Source organism: Jeotgalibacillus proteolyticus (assembly GCF_002926065.1).
GTDB lineage: Bacteria > Bacillota > Bacilli > Bacillales > Jeotgalibacillaceae > Jeotgalibacillus > Jeotgalibacillus proteolyticus.
Window position 1 is genome coordinate 39,300 of the sequence record NZ_PREZ01000006.1, and the last position, 22,554, is coordinate 61,853.

General features: G+C 42.3%; 19 protein-coding genes and 3 riboswitches. Of the genes, 8 read left to right on the forward strand and 11 right to left on the reverse strand.

From position 1 onward, the window contains the following. Positions 1 to 63 precede the first annotated feature (63 nt). Positions 64 to 155, reverse strand: a riboswitch (TPP riboswitch). Then, a complete protein-coding gene (thiW, locus tag C4B60_RS15725; protein WP_104058992.1) occupies positions 156 to 644 on the reverse strand; it encodes an energy coupling factor transporter S component ThiW in 489 nt (162 codons plus the stop codon). 78 nt (positions 645 to 722) lie between these two features. Then, a riboswitch (TPP riboswitch) is annotated at positions 723 to 827 on the reverse strand. A 574-nt stretch (positions 828 to 1,401) separates the two neighbouring features. Here thiW and C4B60_RS21615 point away from each other — a divergent pair. Both C4B60_RS21615 and C4B60_RS21620 read left to right on the forward strand, forming a co-directional pair. Then, positions 1,402 to 1,722, forward strand: coding sequence for a VC0807 family protein (locus C4B60_RS21615; protein ID WP_209020100.1), 321 nt, complete (start codon positions 1,402 to 1,404; stop codon positions 1,720 to 1,722). A gap of 86 nt (positions 1,723 to 1,808) precedes the next feature. Continuing rightward, a complete protein-coding gene (locus tag C4B60_RS21620; RefSeq protein WP_209020101.1) occupies positions 1,809 to 2,054 on the forward strand; it encodes a hypothetical protein in 246 nt (81 codons plus the stop codon). 80 nt (positions 2,055 to 2,134) lie between these two features. Here the strand turns inward: C4B60_RS21620 and C4B60_RS15735 are convergent, their stop codons facing one another. Further along, a complete protein-coding gene (locus tag C4B60_RS15735) occupies positions 2,135 to 2,893 on the reverse strand; it encodes an AAA family ATPase (RefSeq protein WP_104058993.1) in 759 nt (252 codons plus the stop codon). A gap of 15 nt (positions 2,894 to 2,908) precedes the next feature. Then, on the reverse strand, positions 2,909 to 4,693 hold the full coding sequence (locus C4B60_RS15740; protein ID WP_104058994.1) for a S9 family peptidase: 1,785 nt from the start codon (positions 4,691 to 4,693) through the stop codon (positions 2,909 to 2,911). A gap of 186 nt (positions 4,694 to 4,879) precedes the next feature. Then, positions 4,880 to 5,013: riboswitch (FMN riboswitch) on the forward strand. A gap of 257 nt (positions 5,014 to 5,270) precedes the next feature. On the opposite strand from C4B60_RS15740, the gene C4B60_RS15745 reads away from it, so the two are divergent. The 3 genes from C4B60_RS15745 to C4B60_RS15755 all read left to right on the forward strand — a co-directional run bounded on the left by C4B60_RS15745 (position 5,271) and on the right by C4B60_RS15755 (position 7,394). Beyond that, entirely contained in the window at positions 5,271 to 5,843 is a 573-nt protein-coding gene (locus tag C4B60_RS15745; protein ID WP_104058995.1) for an ECF transporter S component, read from the forward strand. An 88-nt stretch (positions 5,844 to 5,931) separates the two neighbouring features. After that, positions 5,932 to 7,167, forward strand: coding sequence for a peptidase T (gene pepT / locus C4B60_RS15750; protein WP_104058996.1), 1,236 nt, complete (start codon positions 5,932 to 5,934; stop codon positions 7,165 to 7,167). Positions 7,168 to 7,202: 35 nt separating this feature from the next. Then, complete coding sequence (locus C4B60_RS15755; RefSeq protein WP_104058997.1) at positions 7,203 to 7,394, forward strand: hypothetical protein; 192 nt, start codon at positions 7,203 to 7,205, stop codon at positions 7,392 to 7,394. 80 nt (positions 7,395 to 7,474) lie between these two features. On the opposite strand, the gene C4B60_RS15760 is transcribed toward C4B60_RS15755, so the two are convergent. After that, the gene (locus C4B60_RS15760; protein ID WP_104058998.1) at positions 7,475 to 8,074 is read right to left on the reverse strand and encodes a hypothetical protein; all 600 of its coding nucleotides are present in this window, start codon (positions 8,072 to 8,074) and stop codon (positions 7,475 to 7,477) included. A 12-nt stretch (positions 8,075 to 8,086) separates the two neighbouring features. Then, on the reverse strand, positions 8,087 to 9,271 hold the full coding sequence (locus tag C4B60_RS15765) for a ParM/StbA family protein (RefSeq protein WP_104058999.1): 1,185 nt from the start codon (positions 9,269 to 9,271) through the stop codon (positions 8,087 to 8,089). A 451-nt stretch (positions 9,272 to 9,722) separates the two neighbouring features. Between C4B60_RS15765 and C4B60_RS15770 the strand changes: the two genes are divergently transcribed. Both C4B60_RS15770 and C4B60_RS15775 read left to right on the forward strand, forming a co-directional pair. Continuing rightward, entirely contained in the window at positions 9,723 to 10,595 is an 873-nt protein-coding gene (locus C4B60_RS15770; RefSeq protein WP_245154014.1) for a DMT family transporter, read from the forward strand. 270 nt (positions 10,596 to 10,865) lie between these two features. Then, the gene (locus tag C4B60_RS15775; protein WP_104059001.1) at positions 10,866 to 11,345 is read left to right on the forward strand and encodes an STAS domain-containing protein; all 480 of its coding nucleotides are present in this window, start codon (positions 10,866 to 10,868) and stop codon (positions 11,343 to 11,345) included. A gap of 92 nt (positions 11,346 to 11,437) precedes the next feature. On the opposite strand, the gene C4B60_RS15780 is transcribed toward C4B60_RS15775, so the two are convergent. The 6 genes from C4B60_RS15780 to C4B60_RS15805 form a co-directional block, all read right to left on the reverse strand. Next, positions 11,438 to 12,886 carry a DEAD/DEAH box helicase gene (locus C4B60_RS15780; RefSeq protein WP_104059002.1) on the reverse strand — a complete coding sequence of 483 codons (1,449 nt, stop codon included), beginning with the start codon at positions 12,884 to 12,886 and terminating at the stop codon, positions 11,438 to 11,440. 209 nt (positions 12,887 to 13,095) lie between these two features. After that, positions 13,096 to 14,373: an exo-beta-N-acetylmuramidase NamZ family protein gene (locus tag C4B60_RS15785; protein WP_104059003.1), complete on the reverse strand. Its 1,278-nt coding sequence runs from the start codon at positions 14,371 to 14,373 to the stop codon at positions 13,096 to 13,098. 21 nt (positions 14,374 to 14,394) lie between these two features. Then, on the reverse strand, positions 14,395 to 16,503 hold the full coding sequence (locus tag C4B60_RS15790; protein WP_104059004.1) for a glycoside hydrolase family 3 protein: 2,109 nt from the start codon (positions 16,501 to 16,503) through the stop codon (positions 14,395 to 14,397). Between the two features lie 19 nt (positions 16,504 to 16,522). Then, positions 16,523 to 18,193, reverse strand: coding sequence for a serine hydrolase domain-containing protein (locus C4B60_RS15795; protein WP_104059208.1), 1,671 nt, complete (start codon positions 18,191 to 18,193; stop codon positions 16,523 to 16,525). Positions 18,194 to 18,749: 556 nt separating this feature from the next. Next, on the reverse strand, positions 18,750 to 18,989 hold the full coding sequence (locus tag C4B60_RS15800; RefSeq protein WP_104059005.1) for a hypothetical protein: 240 nt from the start codon (positions 18,987 to 18,989) through the stop codon (positions 18,750 to 18,752). 153 nt (positions 18,990 to 19,142) lie between these two features. Next, positions 19,143 to 21,197 carry a catalase gene (locus C4B60_RS15805; protein WP_104059006.1) on the reverse strand — a complete coding sequence of 685 codons (2,055 nt, stop codon included), beginning with the start codon at positions 21,195 to 21,197 and terminating at the stop codon, positions 19,143 to 19,145. 211 nt (positions 21,198 to 21,408) lie between these two features. On the opposite strand from C4B60_RS15805, the gene C4B60_RS15810 reads away from it, so the two are divergent. Further along, the gene (locus C4B60_RS15810; RefSeq protein ID WP_104059007.1) at positions 21,409 to 22,548 is read left to right on the forward strand and encodes a M14 family metallopeptidase; all 1,140 of its coding nucleotides are present in this window, start codon (positions 21,409 to 21,411) and stop codon (positions 22,546 to 22,548) included. Positions 22,549 to 22,554: the final 6 nt, after the last annotated feature.

Here is a 22,554-nt window from a genome sequence, read left to right on the forward strand (position 1 = left end):
TTCTGCCTCCTCAAATTTTTGGGGAAGCTGCTAGGAGAAGTAAGCAGAGTCAGAGCACCGCTCCGTCATCTTCGGCTGCTTCCCTTCGCTGGTATGATCCAGATCAGGTTCTTAGGGTATGTTCTCAGCTTAGATTAGCACCCCTAGCAGTTCCGTTAGTTTGTTCTTAAAAGCTTTTCCTCTTTTACTCTTGAAAGCACAAGCCATCCAAGCGCTGCGCCAGTAACACTGCTGATTAAAAATGGAGGGACAAAAAACCAGGCGGCAAAGGTAGTTCCCATTAAGATTTTTGCAAACGGGACAGCAAACCATGCGCCGATAAAACCGGTACCGATTACTTCACCTACTGCTGCCCAGCCTCTTTTACCAAACCTTTGATAAAATAAGCCGGCTAAAAGCGCTCCGATCATGCCGCCTGGAAAAGCTAGCAGCGAGCCCAGGCCAAGGAGGTTTCTTACAAGGCCTATTAAAAAGGCAATGATAACAGCCGGTATAGGACCAAGTGTTATCGCAGCAATGACGTTTACCGCGTGCTGCACGGGATAGGCTCTGGCGACGCCTGCCGGAAACCAGATAAATTGTGCACCTACGACGCCGATTGCGACAAACATAGCCATAATGGTCATTAGCCTGGTTTTATTCATGATATCCTCCATTTCTACTCAACTAAAAAAGCCAGATCCATGTTGGGACCTGACTTGAAGTAGAAGGCTAATAGACGTAAATACGCCTGACTACTTCCCTACGCTGGTATTAACCAGATCAGGTCCATAAGGGTCGGAACGGATACTTCCTCTCAGCCCATGCAGGCACCCCTAGTAGTTGATAGTGTTATGTAATTTGATCTGACATCCTTATACTAACAAAAGTTCTAGTAAACTTACAGTGATTCGCATTAGATAGTTTAACTTTAAACTTAGCATATTGATTTCCGCTTCAGGGGGGACGCTTTCCGCGGGGCGGGGTTTGAGCTAACTTGCTGCGCAAGTGGATCTCAAACTCCCGCTTCTTCCCGCTGGAGTCGCCCCCCTTCCGCTCCAATCAATTCCGGGTAATTTTTTTGCGTCTTCGGAGATTACTTGATAGAAGTAGGATGTTATGAGTATTTGTTTTAAACAGGGCGTGTTGATTTCCGCTTCAGGGGCATGCTTTCCGCGGGGCGGGGCTTGAGCTAACTTGCTAGCGCAAGTGGATCTCAAGCTCCCGCTTCATCCCGCAGGAGTCAGCCCCTTCCGCTCCAATCAACTTGTTTGGAGAGTAAATTTAGTGTTTCGGACGCTTGGTGGTATGAATTAAACCAAAAGAAACCAGCAAAAAAGTCTATTCCTTTTTTTAAAAATTCTGATTATACTTACCTTATTATTGTAACGGTTACCAATTTAAATGAAGGCGGGAAATGCTTTGAAAAAGTTCTTTATTATTCTCGATATCCTTTGTTATGGAGTGATCCCTTATCTAATTTGGAGCTACGGCCGTGAGTCACTCGGAGATTACTGGGCTATTATTTTGTCCACTGTTCCCGGAATCATTTACACCGTCTATCGATTTGCCAGTGAACGACAGCTTAATATTATGGGGATTTTCATCTTGGGTAATCTGGGACTTGGTACTATTGTGAATCTTTTATCTTCATCAGCCGAATCAATGCTTTGGAATCAGGTCTATTTAGGTCTGTTCTTTACATCTATTATCTTTTATCCATCCTTATTAAAAAGCCACTGACTCTTTACTTTATGGCTGACATCGCCTTCCTTCGAGGATATCCGAGGGAGGATAGTATTCCTCTTTTTAAGGAGAAGGGGTTATTTATGGGGTTTCAGCTCCTTACAGGAATCTATATTTTAAGGGGACTTGTTCAAAGCGGACTTAAAGCCTATCTCCTCATTACCTATGGGGTTGCAGGGTATGGTCAAATGATCATTTATCTCACCATTGTTGGCTGGATCTTTGAAGCTATTGTAATTGGAGCCTATTTGTTTACTGGTACGCGTATTAAAAAGCATTTAAAGGTTCACTACGGTATTGAGATGAAGCCGCCGACTCAAGCTATATAAAATTACTGAAGATAAAATAATCTAAGCGTTTCTATTGATAAGTGCTGTCAGCATGATAGCTGACAGCACACTAATCTTTTCTACTTAAATAAATGTTGCAGCAAACGGTCCTTGTCCTCAAAAAACTGTTTCATGACAGAGAAGTGGTCTGTTTCTTCTAATGCAAGCTCGTTAAGTCCTTCTTCTGTCAGCTGGATGATCTTTGTGTCAGGGTGAGCCATAAGGATGGGTGAATGGGTCGCAATGATAAGCTGCGAGCCCTGCTCTACGAGTTCATTTATGCGGCCTAGCATGGATATCTGACGCAACGGGGAGAGCGCTGCTTCCGGTTCATCTAAAATATAGAGCCCTTGTCCTCTGAAGCGGTGCAAAAAGGCTGCGAAAAACGATTCCCCATGAGATTGCTCATGAAGAGATTTCCCACCAAAGCTGTCAATAACCCTTCCTCCCCCTAAAGGGTCACGATCCATTTCTTCAATATTGGTCGCAAGATTGTAGTACGTTTCTGCCCGAAAGAAAAAACTGTCTTCCGGTCTGTACACGCCTCTTGCCACGCGAAGATAATCGTTTAAAGACGAATGAGAATCATAACTCGAAAAATTAAAATTCATCGAGCCGCCTTCTGCATTAAAGCCGAGTGCTACTGCAAGACCTTCAAGAAGCGTCGATTTCCCCATGCCGTTTTCTCCTATAATACAGGTCACGTTCGGGTGAAATGACAGTTTCTTTAGGTGCTTTACTGCCGGAAGATTAAGAGGAAACTCATTAAACGTATGAGTGTGTTCTTTTTTCAGCTCAAGGCTCTTAATATATTGATCTTCTTTTGTAAGCTTTGCCATGTTCAGTCCCTCAATCTATTTACTGTATTGATCTAAAAATGCCAGAACTTTTCTGTAAACCTCAATCTCATTTTCCTTCTTGGAAAAACCGTGCCCTTCATCCTCCAGCACCAGATAGTCCACGTCTCTTCCTTTTTCCTTAAGCGCTTCAACAATCTGGTCGGATTCCGCCTGAACGACACGAGGATCCTTTGCACCCTGAATAACAAGCATCGGCTTTGTCATCGAATCAAGATACTCAATCGGCGAATCCTCTGTTAATTTCTCTTTATCCTCAACAACATCCCCTACCCACTGCTTCATAATCGGCTTCCAATGCTCAGGCACGGACTCAATAAAGCTGAATAGGTTACAAGGACCAAAGATATCAACGACTGCTTTAAAATACTCAGGATGTCTTCCATGGAGCAAAAGAGCCATATAGCCCCCGTAGCTGCCTCCCATGAGTAATATCTTTTCCCGGTCGGCGTATCCCTGTTTAATCAAATATTCAAGTCCTTCAACATTATCAAGTCTCGGCCCGTGACCCCAATCGCCTTCAACCATCTTCATAAACGCAAGTCCGTAGCCTGACGAACCCCTGAAGTTCGGTGCAAAAATACTGTAGCCGCGGTGAACAAGAAACTGGAACAATGAGCGGAAGTTCTCCCGTTCAGCTGCCTGTGGTCCCCCATGCGGCCACAGAATAACATGTCCGTTGCTTACCTCTTCTCTGGCTTTAAAGAACAGCGCTTCAATCTCCAGACCGTCATAGGACGGATAAGTAAGAACATCCGGCTTGATCAGGTCTTCTTCTTTAACACCTGGAACGCCGTACTTCGTGAGAGATGTCCACTCTCCATTCTTAAATTGATAGAGGTTTGGAGGACGGGTAGCTGATCTTGCATTGAGATACAGGTTTCCTGATTTTGCTACCTCAAAGCCATCAATAACAGTAGCTGGAAGATCCAGCTCTTTTATTGACTCATCCTCAAGCAGAACCTGGTACAAACGATCGCTTACCCCCTGCTGGCTTACAATATAAAGTGAATGAGTCGATTCATCATACTGAACTTCAGTAAAATCCTCATTTTCCACTTCAATAACCTTTGTGAATTCTCCTTTTTCCAAGTCGAATTTTGCTAAATAGGAAAAATCAGCTCCATGGTTTGTAACCAGGTAAACCAGTGTATCCGAGACAAAAACAGCTCCTGAAACGGTATGCTGCTGATCTGTTTCAGGTGTCAGCCGTACTTCCCCATCGCCCGTCTTGGCATAAGCTAAAGCATACGTATTAGCAAAATGCTTCACATAAATGAATTTCTTTTCATCCGGGCTTTTGGTTACTAAAAAGGTTGCTGACCCTTCACCATCAATAACCGTTTCCTCTTCTTCGGTCTCGATATTATATCCATACGACTTTAAGAAAGTTGCATCTTCCTTTGTCGAGGTATAATAAAGCCGCTTTCCATCCTCCGAAAGATTAAGATTCATATGCCGTTCATTTTCCTGCTGACGGATCGGCTTTAGCTCTCCGCCTTGAGGTGACAGGGCATAGATTTGTCCGTTTTCGTCTCCATCGCGATCAATGACAGCTAAAATATAACGGCCTTTCGGATCGTATTTTAACTCTGAGCAGCTTTGGTTTTGAAAGGTTAATGGATACGGGAACACATTAGGTAAATCCATCGCCCACAAATTATATTTTCCATTTAAGTTCGTACTGAAAACAAGCTGGGATTCATCCGGGCTTACCGTAAACGTCTGGATTCCAAACGTTTGAAAGAAATTTTCTACATCAGGCTGTGAAAATGAAATCATAATTTGTTCTACCCCCTGGTTTTATTTCGTTCTGCTAAACTACTTCTCTATTTACAATAGAAGTCCTTCTTCATTTCGCTATAAATCCCAAAGAATTATCATAATACGATCATTTTCCAGCACCAAATAAATCCATTGATCTTTATCGGATTACAGTGTATAAATAAGATGTAAAATAAAATATCGTTCCATCTTCAGGGCAGGGTGCAATTCCCGACCGGCGGTAAAATTTTGATTGAGCCCGCGAGCGAATACTTGTATTTGCTGACTCCGTGAAAACCGGAGGCCGACAGTTACAGTCTGGATGGGAGAAGATGGAGGCATCGTATCGAGGGTTCTTTTGTATAGAACAACCTCTAGTTTGTGCTGACTTCTCCCCTTCTGAACGACTCAGAAGGGGATTTTTAGTAAACGCGCTTTTTAGCCAGTTTGCTAAATTACTAATAGGAAGGATTCCTTTTGCCATGCAGCGGGCAATAGGTTTAAATTCAGCATAAACTAAGGCTTGTTTAATAAATGAACATCCTCAATCTGCCGAAACTTCTGTAAGTGGAACGGAAGAACAGGAGATACATCTATGAAAAACACTCAGATGTTAGTAAAGCTGTCGATGTTTAGTTCTATTGCGTTTATTTTAATGCTTCTCAATTTTCCGCTGCCTTTTTTACCCGATTATTTAAAGATTGATTTTAGCGATGTGCCTGCATTGCTCGCCGCGCTTCTATTTTCACCGATGGCCGGCGTCATTGTAGAAGCACTCAAAAACATTTTGTATTATTTATTCAGAGGAAACGGCATTCCGATTGGCGAGCTTTCAAACTTTATCGCCGGCTGTGCCTTTATTCTTCCTGTCGCATTTTTCTACCATAAGAGAAAGTCGAAAAATGCGTTAGCGAAAGGGCTTATTTCAGGGACCATTTTAATGGCTGTACTCTTGGCAGTATTGAATTATTTCTTCATTTTGCCTGCTTACGCCTGGTTTTTCGGAATGGACTTTATGCTTGACCCGACCGTAAAATGGTATACAACAGTGGGGGCAATCCTGCCTTTCAATTTGATTAAAGGAATCTTTATCACAGCACTGTTCCTTCCATTATTTATAAAATTAAAGCCCTGGATCCTGCAAAATCAGGTCCAGCCAGGTTCATAAACATAGGGTGTCAGCTGCTTCAGAAGAAAGTTGAAGTGGCCGGCACCCTAAAATGTTATACTTGAGAAAAAAAGCAGGAGGATTTTTTATGAAACAGGATCTAATCAACCGATTAACTACATATGCAAAAATTGATACCCAGTCAAACGCTCAGTCTTCTTCTACTCCTTCAACAGAAAGCCAATGGGAGCTTGCACATCTTTTAGTTGATGAACTAAAAGAAATCGGCATGGAAGACGTAACGATTGATCAGCACGGCTACGTAATGGCAACTTTACCCTCGAACTCTGATAAAGAACTACCCACTATCGGTTTTCTTGCTCATGTGGATACCGCTACTGATTTCACTGGTAAAAATGTTAAGCCGCAAATCGTCGAAAATTACGAAGGCACTGATATTGTATTAAATGAAGAACTGAATATCGTTTTAACTCCGCGGGAATTCCCGGAGCTGTCAAATTATATCGGTCACACATTAATAACGACAGACGGCACCACTCTACTTGGGGCTGACAACAAAGCCGGAATCGCAGAAATTATGACAGCTATGCATTACTTAATTCAGCATCCGGAAATTAAGCACGGTAAAATTCGTGTTGCTTTTACTCCTGATGAAGAAATTGGACGCGGACCGCACAAATTTGATGTACAGGCTTTCAATGCAGATTTTGCTTATACCATTGACGGTGGTCCGATTGGAGAGCTTCAGTATGAAAGCTTTAATGCCGCCGGAGCTCATATTGAGATTAACGGAACAAACGTCCACCCTGGTACTGCGAAAAATAAAATGGTTAATTCAATGAAAATTGCCATGGAGTTGAACAGACTGCTTCCGCTGGATGAATCCCCGGAGTTTACAGCCGGCTATGAAGGATTTTTCCATTTAATCAGCATGAACGGAAGCGTTGAGAAAACAAAGATGGAATACATTATTCGGGACCATGACCGCGAAGCCTTTGAATCGCGTAAAAGATTACTGCAGCGCGTTGTTAATGAAGTGAATGCTAAGCATGGTCAAGGCACTGCTGTTCTTCAAATGGAGGATCAGTATTACAACATGCGCGAAAAAATTGAGCCTGTTCGACAAATCGTTGATGTTGCTGAAAAAGCGATGGCTATTCTGGATATTCCGGCAATCATCGAGCCAATCCGTGGAGGCACAGACGGCTCTCAGCTTTCCTATATGGGTCTTCCAACACCAAATATCTTTACTGGCGGCGAAAACTTCCATGGGAAATTCGAGTACATTTCGGTACAGAACATGGAGAAAGCATCACAAACGATTATTGAGATCGTTAAATTGTTTGAAGCTGAAGAAAACTGAGATCACTTAATCTTTAAATTGGAGTTGTTTATGTAATGAACTTACGAAAGCTAGACCTGGTATTCAGCGTGGTCCTTTTGGTAAATGCGATTCGGATATTTTACATCATTGTGACAGCAGACGATCCAAAACCAGTTGATTATCTTGTTCTGTTTTTCTCTACTTTAGGAGCTGTTATCCTATTTATGAGCAGCAGAAGAAACAGGTATAAAAAGGAAGATGAGTAATTTGTATTTTAATAATATGTATTTTAATGTAATTTAATTAAAATAAAAAAGACATCTAATTCCAATAGATGTCTTTTTCTTTATTTATTCATTCGGTCTAAAAATCCACCCAGAAGGTCATCGATGTTCTCTACTTTGTCCTCTTTTTTCTCTTCTGCTGCAGGTTTATCCTTCATAGCAGAGTCCCAGTCAAAATTCATCAGGTCATCATCTGATGCTGCTGATTCTGCGCTTGAACTGGCTGCTTCTTCTACCTGAGCTTCCGGCGACTGAGAAAACGTTTGTGAAATCTTTGATTTTTCCTGCAGATACAGCGCTTCATCAATATCCAATGATGTACTGTTCATTGAAGCCAGGATAGCCGTAGCACGAACTGGATCAGATAAAAGCTGATACACGATATTCCCTAGCAATGCCTCAGAATGTGAATGGCGAATCCAGTTGCGCTGCTCCTTGCTCAATCCTTTTGGCAAGGGAACGGTTATCGTTTCACGATCCTTCGACTGATGGTAGCTTCCAACGCTCTCAAGAACAAATTCAGCGATTTTGCTAGAAAAATTCCGCTTCTCTGCTTCCTTAATCTTCTGAAGCTCACGAATAATATGATCAGGGGTATCGGAGGGCAGGCGAAATGTGATCGCCTGCCCTCTTTTTATCCCGTTTGACGGAGTATTACTCATAAAAATACCCTGTTACTTAACAGCTGCTTTTTTCTCTTTTGGATCCTGCGCAGCCGCTTTGTTATTTTTTCTATCAAAATCAGTAATCAATTTATAATAAGCATTTGCCATCATCCAGATGCTTTCTTTTTCATCCTCAAAGAACTCAATATTATATCCATCCAGACTGTTGTTAAGCGTTTTAAGGTATTCCTTTAACACCATAGCCCCGCCGCCAACAAAGTAGCAAATTTCTGTTTGTGAGTTTTTCTTCCATACATTGCGAAGATGTCTGTATTCCTTTTTAGCCAGGTCAAGAAGGATTCGATCTGTAATATCGTGCACACTTGTGCGGCTCCCCTTTACCATAATATGATTGCGGTCATTCTTCTTTGTGATGATATCAACCACATCACGGCGTGAATCAAGCTCTACTCCGTGTTTTGTACGGATTTCCTCCCTGATTGCCTCCAGAGACTCAGAAACACCCAGATTAAAGCCCTGTGCCTTATCGTCATCTACGTTTCTGTTGCGGATCACAGCGATATCTGTTGAAAGACCGCCGATGTCCTGAATCAGGATCTGTTTATCCACAAGATCACGGTTAATAATTCTGCCGTCATTATCCATTACAAGATTAATAAATGCAGCAAAGCCCTCAGGGTATACCTTTACTTCATCGAATTTAATATTTACTTTCTGCCCCTGGTATTTTGGTGTTACAAGGAATTCCACCTGGTGAACAGATCCAAGAAGCTGGGAACGGAAGCCTACATCTTTCCCTTCCTTCACTTCCCGCAGAGGAAGCCCTGTACCAAGAAGATACGTCGCATCTACTATATTATTTGTCTTCTTAAAGTCTGAACTGTTTTCTGCTCTTACTGCATCAAGCGCCAAAGTTGCAAAAAGCATAATTAAAGACTGGTCTTCTTCTGATTTGCTGCTGCCTGGATCTAATTCAGTTGCATTATCACTTTTTGTAGCCAGATTACCTACACGATAAATGACGTTATTGTCCTGAAGGGCAGGGGAGTGAACCCGAATATGAATCCCGTCCACTGGATCCTTCTCATTTAATTCCTCAATCCCGATAACCGGGCGATCTTCGCGGTCTCTTGCTATTACATTAGGAATGTTCAATTCATAGTCCGATTTTCCAAATAGTGCTTTTACGGAATCATTCCCTACATCAACTGCAGCGATTCTTGCTTTACTCAATATAACCATTCCTCTCAATTTATGTATTTAATGGTTTTCTGTGTTTCTTTTACCACTATGATTAAGAGTATAGAATTTTTAAAGTTACGTCAATCATTCCTTAGTAGGGTTATCGTTTTGTTGATGTATACAATTTTGTGTACTTGTTTACAAATACGTGTACTTGTACACAAACCTGTACACATCCTTTTAAATCAACATGTATACACTTTCGTTTACATGTTTACGATATTGTATACATTTGTTTACAATTTGTATACTTGTGTACGTTTTTGTAAACATCGCTGGTTCTGCTTCAGAATACCCCTTTTCCCTATCCTTTCATACTAGCTTTTTAGTCGGGGAAACAAAGAATATTTTTCAAGTATGTCTAAATAGCTGCTTACTCTATGAAAATTACGGCTGGTGATTTATAGTAAATGTGGGTATGGTAATGTCGAAGGAAAGGCCGGTGGATAGATTGAAGAGACCGTATGTATTACTATTTTTGACGCTAGCTCCATTATTTTGGGCAGGGAACTATGTTTTAGGGGAATACGTTGTTGAAGAGATGCCGCCTTTAGCAATGACTTTTATACGATGGCTGATTGCGATCGTTTTGCTGATCCCATTAGCCCAAATAATAGAGAAGCCAGACTGGAAAAGTGTATTAAAGGCCTGGAAACTCCTGACACTAATGGCCTTATTGGGTATAATAGGATATAACTTTTTACTTTATGAGGCACTAAGACACACAACTCCAGTAAATGCCTCATTAGTTAATTCGATTAGCCCCATTTTAATCGTAATTCTTTCAACCTTTCTATTAAAAGAGAAGCTGACAAAATGGAATCTATCCGGACTGGTTGTATCCCTTTCAGGCGTGCTGCTTGTATTAACGAATGGAGACCTTCAAAACCTCCTCCAGGTTCAATTTAATGCAGGAGATGTAATCATGCTTATGGCCGTGATCTGTTGGTCCATTTACTCGATTCTTGGCAGAAGAATGACGGACATACCGCCAATAGCAGCTACTACTGTATCTGTGGTGATAGGACTTGTGATGATTCTTCCGATTATCCTTTATCAGGGCCTCCCTGCTTCGTTAAGCACCGCAGGAATGGCTGGAATCGTATATATGGGCTTATTCCCTTCTGTAGGAGCGTTTGTCTTCTGGAACGTATCACTGCGTTATATAGACGCCTCAAAAGTAGGCATTTTTCTATACTTAATCCCTGTATTTACTGCAATTATCAGTGTGCTGCAGGGTAAGCCGATTTCTCTCATTCAGGCTGCTGGGGGTATACTTGTATTCATTGGAGTTTATTTAAATAGCAGGAAGTAGTATTTCTATATATTGTATTTTTTTTAGATATTTTTTTAATTTTTTACATAATAATTGATGATTTTATATTTTTAAATATAAATTTTGTATTTTATTAACATTTTAAAGACTATCTGAATTTATTAAATGAGTCATTAAATTCTCAGCAACTAGGTAAGACAAAAGATTCGAATGGTATATTTAGCTAAAAAGGTTTGAACGGAAGGTAATTAAAAGATAAAATTACTTATATAGTCTTTACTAGAAGCACTGCTAAAGGGGACAAGTACAGTGATTGAACTGGAGAAACTAACACAAGAAAATTTGTTGCTGAAAGAAAAGGTAGAGGAACTGGAGACAACGATTCAGGAGCTTTCTGCTCCAATTATTTCGTCTATCATTCCAGATACCATTCTGGTGCCATTGCTTGGCCAGCTGTCTGATTACCGGTTTAACCATATTCAGACAAAGATCCTGCAAGGATGCCAGAATCGAGAAATTGAGCATGTAGTAATTGACTTTACCGGCATCTCGTACGGGGATCTTGATGAAAACGGATTTGAAGTATTAAGCAAGCAGATTGACGATTTAACCAGTGCTTTAAAACTGATGGGTACTGAAGCATTATATGTCGGTTTTAAACCAGTGCTTATTCAAAAAATGGTGGAGTTTGGTCATTTAAACCTGTCTTCCATGCAAGCCTTTTCAACCTTTAAGTCTGCTCTTCAATACTTGATGGGTAAAAAAGGATTAGTCTTTGATACGAGGTAGTAAGGGAAGGTACGTGTAGGCGAATTTAAAAAAGGCTGAGACAAATGTATGTCTCAGCCTTTTTTAAATTTCCATTATTTATCAGACTCTTTTTAGTTTTCTCTTGCTTTATGAACCTTTAGACGCTTTCCTTTTACAGGGGTGGTTTTCATTTCCTGAAGGACTGCAGGACCTTTCCCGTTTAATATTTCAACATAGGTCGCATTTTCATAAATGGTGATGATGCCAATATCCTCAGCATGTATCCCGTCAATTTTCGCAATTGTTCCGACGAAATCGACCGCTCTCAGCTTTTTCTTCTTTCCTCCGTTGAAATAAAGCCTCATAATGTCCTGGCTGACCTGATCCCGCTTATCCATTTTCAGATCAGGCAGGAGATTGATTTTCTCTTTGAAATTGCCCTTTAAGCTCATGACCTCTTCCTTTGAAGGCACCATCCCCGGAGTCAGCTCAAAGCCGATATAGGCCTCTGTCTCTTCTAAGAACCGATCCTCATACTCCGTAACAAAAGAGACGGCTTTTCCTTTATTCCCTGCACGGCCTGTTCGGCCGGTTCGGTGAACATAGCTTTCTTTTTCCATAGGAAAATCATAATTTATAACAAGTGAAATATTTTCAATATCAATCCCGCGTGCAGCGACATCAGTTGCGATTAAATAGCGAAATTCACCGCGTTTAAATTCATTCATAACCGCAAATCGGTCCTCCTGCACCATTCCCCCATGAATCTTGTCACATGGATACCCAGCCCGATCAAGCTGATTGGATAACTCATCCACCCGCTCCTTCGTTCGGCAAAATATGATACAGCTATCCGGATTTTCAACAATCGTGACCTTCTTTAAAACACTTAGCTTTTCATTCTCATTCACTGTATAAACAGTATGCTTTGTATTCGTATTTATTTTTACTGATGCCTGAATCTGAATATCGATCGGGCTGTTCATATAGTGATGGCAAAGCTCCTGTACTTCCTCAGGCAAAGTAGCAGAAAATAGCATGGTTGTGCGATTAACCGGTAATTCCTTTATAATTGCTTCCACTTGCTCAAGAAACCCCATATTCAGCATTTCATCTGCTTCATCGATGACAAGGTACTTTATTTTTTCAAGACTGAGTGAGTCCTTCTGTATATGATCTAAAACGCGGCCAGGGGTGCCTGAGACAATGTGATTCTTCTGCTTAAGCTCTGTTTTCTGCCTGGCGTATGGCTGTTTTCCGTAAATGGAGATCGCCTTCACTCTTTTATACCGCCCTATATTGGTTATATCTTCTTTTACCTGTTCTGCAAGCTCACGTGTTGGTGTAAGGACTAGTGCCTGAGGCTTATTTTCCTCCCAATGAATGAGTTCACACAATGGAATCGCAAAAGCAGCTGTTTTTCCGCTTCCTGTCTGTGATTTAACGGTCATGTCATTTTTTAGGAGGGCAGCAGGAATTACTTCCCGTTGAACGGGGGTCGGCTGATGATACTGTAATTGGTCTAAAGCCCTTAAAATTTCGTTGCTAATGGAATAATCCTTAAAGCTATTATTTGTCATTTGGTACTCCTTTAAATAATTATCACGTTATTCGTCGTACAATGTATTATACCAGTTGTACAGTCTTCTGATCCTTCATTCAATCAGGTTATACTATTTCCCGGGCAATAGCAAAGAGGTTGAGAACACGTGTGTCTCAACCTCTTTAATCCGGTTTGTTGCGTTTGAAAAATTATTTTTATGCCCCAGACCCTCTTGCATTTCAAGAATTAATAAAGTAAATACTTCTTCCGGACCTTTTCAAATTTCTTCAGTTCAGGCTGCCACTCCGCAGTCAGTTCTTCAACTGATCTTCCTTCCTCAATGCCTTTTCTGACCCAGCTATTGCCCATCAGGTTGTCAAAGAAGGATATTCCTTGTGCATTTTCAGCCCGGAATTCAAAATCCTCAGGGTACATATCGTGTATGGTTTTCACGATGTGTATGCCCGTTTCAACCGGTTTGAATGCATTTCGATTCGTCACATGGATCTGTACGCCGTGAGAAAGTGTATTTGCATGCTTTGAAATCGTTGGTGTAAACGAAGCTGCTCTGAAGGTAACCCCTGAAAGTTCAAGGCTGTTCAGGCTTGCTGCAAGATCATCTGCATTAATAAATGGAGCACCAATCAGCTCAAACGGCTTTGTCGTGCCACGGCCTTCTGAAACGTTGGTCCCTTCAATAAGCGCAGCCCCTGGATACACGACTGTTGTTTCTACCGTCGGCATATTTGGAGATGGCATCACAAATTCCAGCGGTGTTTCATCATAATACGTATTGCGTTTCCAGCCCTTCATTTCAATCACCGTTAAGTCTGAATTGATTCCGAATTCCTTATTGAAGAGCAGAGCGAGCTCCCCTACGGTCATACCATGACGAAGCGGAATAGCATAATTTCCAACAAAGGAAGCATATTTCATATCAAGCACCGGTCCCTCCACCTTCGTTCCGGCGATAGGATTTGGCCGGTCCAGCACAATGATCGGAATATTGTTCTCCTTTGCTGCTTCCATTGCATAAGCCATCGTATAAATATACGTATAGAAGCGCGCTCCTACATCCTGAATATCAAAAACCAGTACATCAATATTTTCAAGCATTTCAGGCGTTGGTTTTCTCGTTTGTCCATATAAGCTGTATACGGGAAGCCCTGTTTTTTCATCAGTATACGACTCCACATACTCCCCAGCCTGTGCACTCCCTCTTACCCCATGCTCAGGACCATATAAAGCAGTTAGCTCTATACCCGGATCATTATAAAGTAAGTCAACAATGCTGGTTAATTCCTGATCAACTCCTGTAGGGTTGGTGATCAGCCCTACTTTTTTTCCTTCTACAAGCTGCCGTTCGTCTTTAAGCAGGACCTCAATACCGAGCTGAAGCTGTTTGTTTTTCCCTTTTCCGTTGTCGTTTCCTTTCCCCTTGTCATTTCCATTATGCGCATCTACAGTTGATAAGGAAGATAGTACAAGCACGGCTGTTAAAAACATTAGTATCCACTTCTTCAAACGAAACGCCTCCTATTTGGTTTAGTAGCTCATCCCATGTCCATATTCGTACAGAATTCCGCTTTCATAGTCCGGAATGGTAACAGGCAGCAAACCGGCTGGGTTAGTAACACCGAAAATGGCAGCGGCTGCAGCATCAAAGCTTGCCTGTCTGAATCCATACTGGGCAAGATAAGCGTCCACCTCAGGATAAGCCATAATGTCATATGGATTTCGAATTCCAAGTGCAATGACCGGAGCTTCAGTTTGAGCAGCCAATGTATTAACCAGCTGCATTTGAGCATGTTGTGGCGACCTGCCAGCTACGGTACTGGTACTTGTTCCTACAATGACAGACGCTGCTTCTTGTACCTGCTTTAGCTGCTCTTGGGTTAGTCGAAAGTCTGCTGATGCTTCTATAATCTCCACATTTGCATGGTGCTGTTTAACTGCAGCTCCTAATTCAGTAAGGTTGGTTCTTCCAACCACCACAACTTTCTCCTCTGCTGCAGGGCTCAGTGGCAGAACCTGTTCATTTTTTACTAGCGTAATGGAACGTTCGGCAGCCAGCTTTTCAATTTCTTTATGCTCAGGCGATCCAACCACCTGAAGGGCATTTGCAATTTTTCCGCTAACCGGCGCAGGTGTTTCTTCTTTAATCACGCCGCGTTTAATTTTCAGGGAGAGGATTCGTTCGACTGAAGCCTCTACTCTTTCTTCTGTTAATTCCCCTGTTTCAATCGCTTCGAGTAAGCCTGCGCGAACTTCACTGAGTCCGACCGGCATAAGGACGATATCAGTCCCGGCCTCCACTGCCCGAATGGCTGCATCAACAGGACCGAAATGCTCAACAATCGCACCCATATTCATGGCATCTGTTGTAATAACGCCATCATAGCCCATCTCTTCGCGCATTAACCCGGTTAACACCTTTTTAGAAAGGGTTGCAGGCAGGGCAATTTCTTCACCTGTTTTTTCGGAAATGGCTTTTGTGTCATCAATTTGAGGAAACGTAACATGGGCCGTCATAATAGCGTCAATGCCTGCTTCCATTCCTTTTTGGAACGGATAGAGCTCAACATCCATTAGTCTTTCCTTATCATGAGGCACCTCAGGCAGCCCAAGATGAGAATCAACTGCGGTATCCCCGTGACCCGGGAAATGCTTGGCCGTTCCTGCTACACCTGTTGATTGAAGGCCTTCTGTATAAGCTACTCCAAGCTCTGCAACCAATTCAGGGTCTTCCCCAAAGGAACGAACCCCAATGACCGGGTTATCCGGATTATTATTTACATCCATCACCGGAGCAAAGTTCATATTAATGCCGAGTGAATGAAGCTCCTCCCCGATAGCTCTTCCCACTTCATGAGCAATTTCAGGGGAACGTGCAGCACCTAATGCCATATTTCCCGGCATATCTGTTCCCGACTGAAGACGCGTCACAATCCCGCCCTCCTGATCAATGGTCATTAGAAGAGCATGCTTTTCAGCCGCCTCCTGGTAGTCATGAACCAGCTGAGTCGTTTGTTCAGTTGTTACAACATTTTCTCTGAATAAAATCACGCCGCCAAGATGATACTCCTTTACCAGCTGCTCGATTTCAGGCAGCATCTGCGTTACATTCTGCCCATTCCAGTTACGAAAATCGGGCATAAGCATTTGCCCCACTTTTTCTTCAATCGTCATATGTCCTATCGCATGCTTTACAAGGTCATATCTGTCACCCGTTTGTTTAACGATTGCCGGCTTTGAGTCAGGCTTCCCTTTTTGGCCGCCTGATTTTGGCACGACCTTATAATCAAGCGCAATCCGATCGTGGAACACACCATCTGTTACATTGATAAAGGTTCTTCCATTTTTCCCGTTGAATTGAACCAAACCATTCTGATCAACACTTGCGACATTTTTATTGGTGGAACTCCATTGCAGCTGGCCAGTCGAAAGCTTAAAGCCGCCATCGTCATAAACCCTCACGGTCTGCAATTGGAGCTTATCTCCCTCAATTGCTGTTTGTGACTCGGGCAGGTTTTGATAAAGGACCAGATCTTTTAAGGCAGGGCTATGGGCTTTGGCACTGACAGGCGGAAAGCTGGATAATACAAGTGCCAACGCCAGAAGTGAAAAGCCAATAAGTTTGCTCGTCTTTTTCATCTATTTCCCTCCGTTTATGTTAATATTTTCGCTTCGTCCAATCATCGCTGTCCAGCTTAAGCTCTACACTATCTCCATTTTGTTGAGTAAGCCTCGGATTTTGGATATACCAGCCTCTTCCATTAACCGAGGCATCCGTCTGGTAGCGGAATCGGATGAATTTTGTTCCTTCCGGGATGCTGACGGATTCTTTTTTCCAATCAGCGCTATTTCCAGTGTAGGCTGGTAAAGCAGCGCTCCAATCTTCGCCATCTGCCGACACTTCGACAAAGCCGTAGTCTGAATTCTCTTCAATGCGATGCCATGTTTCAAATGTCAGTAAAGCAGGTTTATCTCCTTTTAGCTCTGCTGTTAATGTGCGCTGCAGACCGTCCCCGTATCCTGAAAACCAGGCTGTTGATTTTGGAGCTGTTTTTACAGGAATCGCATCAGCTGTCAGCTGTGCAAAGGCTCTTCTTGCAACATTCGTCGAAACCGTATTTCTTGAAGGATGAACGCGGTTCGTTAAAAGAATGGCGACCGTATCATTTTTCTGGTTGATCACAATTGAGGTTCCACTAAAGCCGGTGTGCCCAAGGGAATCTTCATCCGTTAATGCATCCATCAGCCATCCCTGATTCAGCTCCCAACCGAGTCCGTGATCATCACCGGGAAATTGGGGGATCTGATTCTCGTTCAATGTTCTGATCGTTTCCGGTTTTAAAATTCTTTTTCCTCCATAACGTCCTTCCATGAGGAACATATGAGCAAATTTCGCTAAATCCTCTGCAGTGGAAAAGACTCCTGCATGGCCGGCAATCCCATCAAGTGACCAGGCATTTTCATCATGCACTTCTCCCCATACAAGCCCGCGGCCAATTGCCGGTTGATATTCAGTCGCAGCAATTCGCGGCTTGAGAGCGGCTGGAGGATTATACATCGTATCCTTCATTCCGATTGGATCCGTAATCGTTTGTTTAACAAATGCATCAAGGGTTTTTCCAGAAAGTCGTTCGATTAGAGCACCGAGTGTAATCATATTTAGATCACTGTATGTATAGGTGCTGTCAGGAGGGTTTACGAGCGGCTCTGCAAAAACGAGCTGTAGCCTGTCCTCCCTGCTGCTGCCTTGAGTATAGAGTGGGATCCAGGCTGCAAAGCCCGATGTATGTGTCATAAGCTGACGAATGGTTACATCCTCTTTGCCGTTTTGACTAAATTCAGGAATATAGTTTGCCACTTTATCATCAAGCTTGAAATGTCCTTCTTCATAAAGCTTCATGGCTGCAGTTACGGTAAAAATTTTGCTGATAGAGGCTAAATCGAAGATCGTGTCTTTTTTCATCGCAACAGGATGTTCAGCTTTTGTGTACTGATCGTCTTCGTATTGGTAAGCAAATCCGTAGGCATCATGCTTCACGACATGCCCGCTTCTTGCTACAAACGCAACAGCCCCAGGCATAACTCCATCTGAAATCATGCCTTCCATTAATGGGTCTATTTCTTTTAACGGGGCATCAATCATTCCTGCACTTTTTGCGTTGCCGGGATGAAGGACAGGCGCTGAAGTCTTGGGCTGATTCCAGGTAAATTGATTGTTCATTAGGCTCATTTCCTTTTTTCCAGATTCACCAATGGCGGGTTGTTCTGCTGGCAATGCCGGGGCGATCAGCAACGTACATAGCGTTAAAACAACAAATTGTTTTTTCATACTTCCTCCTTTTCTTTCTGAATTGGTTTTCATGCTTTCATTTCCCTTGTCTTCTAGTTTATGGGTTTTAAAGTATAGTTGTCTATACCACTTAAGTCATGATAAAAGAAGTTCTTGCTTTTAAAAGTGGTTCGTAATGACTATTTAGAAAATTCTATTAATTGGTTTTGAAGGAATACCTTTTTGCTTGGCATTCTTGAGATTATGCGATATAGTATTTTCAACACGTGTAGCGGGATGACCATTCTCCCGCTCGGACGTGTTTTTTTTGTGTAAAATTCTGCTTAATTTAGATAGATGAAGTTTGGTAGCTAGGGATAAATACCTTTTTAATAAGCGTGTTGATTTCCGCTGCAGGGGCATGCTTTCCGCGGGGCGGGGCTTGAGCTAACTTGCTAACGCAAGTGGATCTCAAGCTCCCGCTTCTTCCCGCAGGAGTCAGCCCCTTCCGCTCCAATCAACTTCTATATAGGTAATTTGGTGCTTCGGAGTTTGAGCGTAATTGGTGAAAACCTCTTTTATGGATAGTTCTTTTTCAAATGGTCCAGGTATGGAGTCAAGATAGATCTTTATTAACGCCTTTAAAGTGGAAGATATAAAAGATAATTGCTATGACTAAGAATAATGGGACGAATAGGTTGGAGAAGAGTAAAAAGGTGTCGGGTTCTGTGGGGTATCCTGAACCGTCTGTGACTAAGGCATGCCAGTAAATATATGAGCTGAGTCTTTCTAATCCATAGATGATTCCTGCTGCTGCTAAAAATAACGATCCTAAGCTGATGTATGTATGATTCAATATAAAACCCCCTATTACATTTTAGAATAGGATAGTTGTATTTTTTTGTTAAATCAACTGAATTTTGAGAATAAAGTGATTTAATAAATAAGTGTAAGTGCATCACGAAAAAAATCCTCCTGCAATCTTTCAGCAGGAGGATTTTTGTTCATATTACATGATTTCGCGGTCCCAATGACGGTGGGCGGCGATTGCCTGGATGAATTCACCCGTAAATGCCTCCATATCGTCCCCGTGAACGACTCCGGCACTAGTTTGAATATCATTAGCCTCCAGCCACTTCTTGCCCTCGTGTGTGGCTCCCAGCGGCTTAAAATGCATAAAGGCTTCATTTAGGAAGTAGGAAGTGTTTTTCACGAATTTTTTCCCTAGCTCCTGCTCGTCTCCACCAACAAGGTAGAGCGCATCGAATAGTACAGAATCAGCTGTTAGGAAGGTGTGGTCGACTTCAACATCGATTCCTTCAGTACCCTTAATAACCCCCAGCTTGTCAGAGATAAATTCACATTGAATCCCCTCAGCCTTAAGCGTATCAATAACCGTTTTAACCTCAGGACCGTTAAAGCTGCTTGAAATGATGACTCCTACTTTACGTGTAGTAGGCTTTTTCTTCGTGTTTTCCTGGCTGAGCGCAGGAGATGTTTTTGATTGGGCGGATCGGCCGCCTGTTGGAATGTCAGCTCCAATAGCTTCAGCAACTTCCTTGGCAAGGTCTGCATTTACATTTGCAAACATATCTACGACCTGCTGCTGGATGTCTTTACGTTCGACTTTGCCAAGCTCAAATGTAAATGCCTCAGTAATATGATCTTTCTCAGGCTGGCTCATGCTGTTCCAAAACATCGTTGCCTGAGAAAAGTGATCCTTAAAGCTTTCACTTCTTGTCCGCACTTTTCTGCCTTCCATCTTTTCCTGGTAATGAACATACCCTCCGCGATCCTCAGAGGCAGGCATTGGCGTATTTTGTGCAATGGAATTTTTATGATAGCTTACCGGCCCTTTATTAATCGTCTGGCGGCCATAGCCGTCACGCTGGTTGTTATGGAACGGGCATACAGGACGGTTGATCGGAAGCTCATGAAAATTAGGACCGCCTAACCGGATAAGCTGGGTATCTGTATAGGAGAATAATCTTCCCTGAAGCAGCGGGTCATTGGAAAAATCAATTCCAGGTACGACATGACCAGGATGAAACGCTACCTGCTCTGTTTCCGCAAATACATTGTCCACATTGCGGTTTAAGGTCATTTTCCCAACAAGCTTTACAGGAATGTCTTCCTCCGGCCAAACCTTAGTAGGGTCAAGAATATCAAAATCAAACTTGAATTCGTCTTCTTCTGCTAGAAGCTGAACGCCAAGCTCATATTCCGGATAATCGCCATTTTCAATCGAATCATATAGATCTCTACGATGAAAGTCCGGATCTTTACCGTTGATCTTCTGCGCCTCATCCCATACAAGTGAATGAGTGCCAAGAACCGGCTTCCAATGGAACTTAACAAAATGGGCTTTCCCTGCTTCGTTGACAAAGCGGAATGTGTTTACGCCAAAGCCCTCCATCATTCGGAAGCTTCTCGGAATAGCTCGATCAGACATTGCCCACATAACCATATGAGCACTTTCCTGATTATTGGCTACAAAATCCCAAAATGTATCATGTGCTGATGCAGCCTGCGGAATTTCATTATGCGGTTCCGGCTTTAACGCATGTACTAAATCGGGAAATTTCATTGCATCCTGAATAAAAAATACAGGAATATTATTTCCTACTAAATCGTAGTTTCCTTCTTCAGTATAGAATTTAGTCGCAAACCCTCTTGCGTCCCGAACCGTTTCAGCAGAGCCTTTTGAACCGGCTACTGTCGAAAAACGAACAAATACGGGAGTTTTTTGAGAAGGGTCCTGAAGAAAGCCGGCCTTGGTGAATTCTTTCATCGATTCATAGACTTCAAATTCCCCATGGGCAGCATAGCCTCTTGCATGGACAATTCTTTCCGGAATTCGTTCATGATCGAAATGGGTCATTTTTTCACGAAAATGAAAATCCTCCATTAAGGTCGGACCACGATCACCGGCTTTTAAAGAAAATTCATCCTCAGAAACCTTTAATCCCTGGTTGGTAGTCATTACCTTTCCTGAGTCATCAGAACGGAACTGCTCAAGCTGTTCATTTTTACTGTGTTCGTTAATTTTGCCTTTTTCCTTCATTATGTAATCCCCTTTGTCATTTATTTAATTATCCCGTAGACTTTTCCCCTAATCAGGAACTGACAAACGGATTATCTGAATCTTTCATTTTAATGTTTTGTAAAGTGCTGATTGAAAATCGCTTCTACTTCACCCTCCTTTCGAAGCAGGGTTTATAAATTTCTTAAGGTGGAAAGTAGGGAATAAAAGCATTTAAGAGAGGTTGTTCGTGATGAAAACGATTGATACGTACTTTCAGACAAACTATGAAGCTTCACGCAAGGTGTTTCGGGATAATTTAGAGACGATTAAAAAGTTCTGGCCAAAAGCAAGACTTGCAACACAAAAAATCGGAAACGGAACAGATAATACGATTGACATGATTCATGCTGAAGCGACTGAATCAAATGATCAGGTGCTGTTTTTTACAACGGGAGAGCATGGGATTGAAGGCTATGCCGGTGCAGCAGTAACGAGTTTGTTTATCGAGGAATACGCGGATAAATTAGATCCGAAGACGACAGGCATTTGCTTTATTCATGCGCTGAATCCTTGGGGAATGAGAAATTTCCGCAGAGTAACAGAGAATAATGTTGATTTAAATCGAAATTACTTAGTTGATCCATCAAGCGTTCCTGAGGATATTAACAAGGCTTATGAGAATGAGGAAGAGCTCTTTTTGCCCGCAGGAAATATTGTAAATCTAAGCAGGGAAAGAAGAAAGCTGCAGGCTCAGTTAGTTAAAGCGCTGGCTAAAGAAGGCTACAGCGGCATTACAGCTGCTAAAGGAATGGGTCAGTTTCAATTCCCTCGCGGCGTATATTACGGCGGCGACAAAGAAGAGGAATCGGCGGTATTTTTAAAGGATGTACAAAAAAAGCTGCTTAGTCATTACAATCGCATCATTCATATGGACTGGCATACCGCGCTTGGTCCAAGTAACGAGGTGACCATGGTCGTGAGTGATAATGATGAGCGGGAGACAGAACAGCTGAAGGAACAATACAACTTAAAAAACATCCAGAAATTCAGTCCTGAAAATGTAAAGGGCGACTCGACCAGTCACTTCCATGCGATAAAAAACAGGGATTTTGCAGATAAATATCTATTCTCTGCTTTGTTTGAATTCGGGACTTTCGGGACCGATCTTAAAGCATCGATTCGTGAATTTATGACGATCATTTTGGAGAATCATTTGTATTGGGATGGAGCCGAAAATGAAGATGACATGGAGAAGATTTTAGATGAATTTCGTGCGATGTTTTATCCGGTTGAGCGAAATTGGCGCCAGTCAGTGGTTTCGGAGGCACGCCTTGCGATTGAAGCCGTTTTAGAAACGGAGAACATTTTTAAGTCAGCAGTAAAAATATAATAAAGA

Excerpts from the sequence above, each read along its gene's own strand:
- C4B60_RS15790 (WP_104059004.1), bottom strand. The coding sequence starts at position 16,503 with ATGAAAAAGACGAGCAAACTTATTGGCTTTTCACTTCTGGCGTTGGCA.
- thiW (WP_104058992.1), bottom strand. The coding sequence starts at position 644 with ATGAATAAAACCAGGCTAATGACCATTATGGCTATGTTTGTCGCAATC.
- C4B60_RS15745 (WP_104058995.1), top strand. The coding sequence starts at position 5,271 with ATGAAAAACACTCAGATGTTAGTAAAGCTGTCGATGTTTAGTTCTATT.
- C4B60_RS21620 (WP_209020101.1), top strand. The coding sequence starts at position 1,809 with ATGGGGTTTCAGCTCCTTACAGGAATCTATATTTTAAGGGGACTTGTT.
- C4B60_RS15805 (WP_104059006.1), bottom strand. The coding sequence starts at position 21,197 with ATGAAGGAAAAAGGCAAAATTAACGAACACAGTAAAAATGAACAGCTT.
- C4B60_RS15755 (WP_104058997.1), top strand. The coding sequence starts at position 7,203 with ATGAACTTACGAAAGCTAGACCTGGTATTCAGCGTGGTCCTTTTGGTA.
- C4B60_RS15760 (WP_104058998.1), bottom strand. The coding sequence starts at position 8,074 with ATGAGTAATACTCCGTCAAACGGGATAAAAAGAGGGCAGGCGATCACA.
- C4B60_RS15780 (WP_104059002.1), bottom strand. The coding sequence starts at position 12,886 with ATGACAAATAATAGCTTTAAGGATTATTCCATTAGCAACGAAATTTTA.
- C4B60_RS15735 (WP_104058993.1), bottom strand. The coding sequence starts at position 2,893 with ATGGCAAAGCTTACAAAAGAAGATCAATATATTAAGAGCCTTGAGCTG.
- C4B60_RS15810 (WP_104059007.1), top strand. The coding sequence starts at position 21,409 with ATGAAAACGATTGATACGTACTTTCAGACAAACTATGAAGCTTCACGC.
- C4B60_RS15740 (WP_104058994.1), bottom strand. The coding sequence starts at position 4,693 with ATGATTTCATTTTCACAGCCTGATGTAGAAAATTTCTTTCAAACGTTT.
- C4B60_RS15795 (WP_104059208.1), bottom strand. The coding sequence starts at position 18,193 with ATGAAAAAACAATTTGTTGTTTTAACGCTATGTACGTTGCTGATCGCC.
- pepT (WP_104058996.1), top strand. The coding sequence starts at position 5,932 with ATGAAACAGGATCTAATCAACCGATTAACTACATATGCAAAAATTGAT.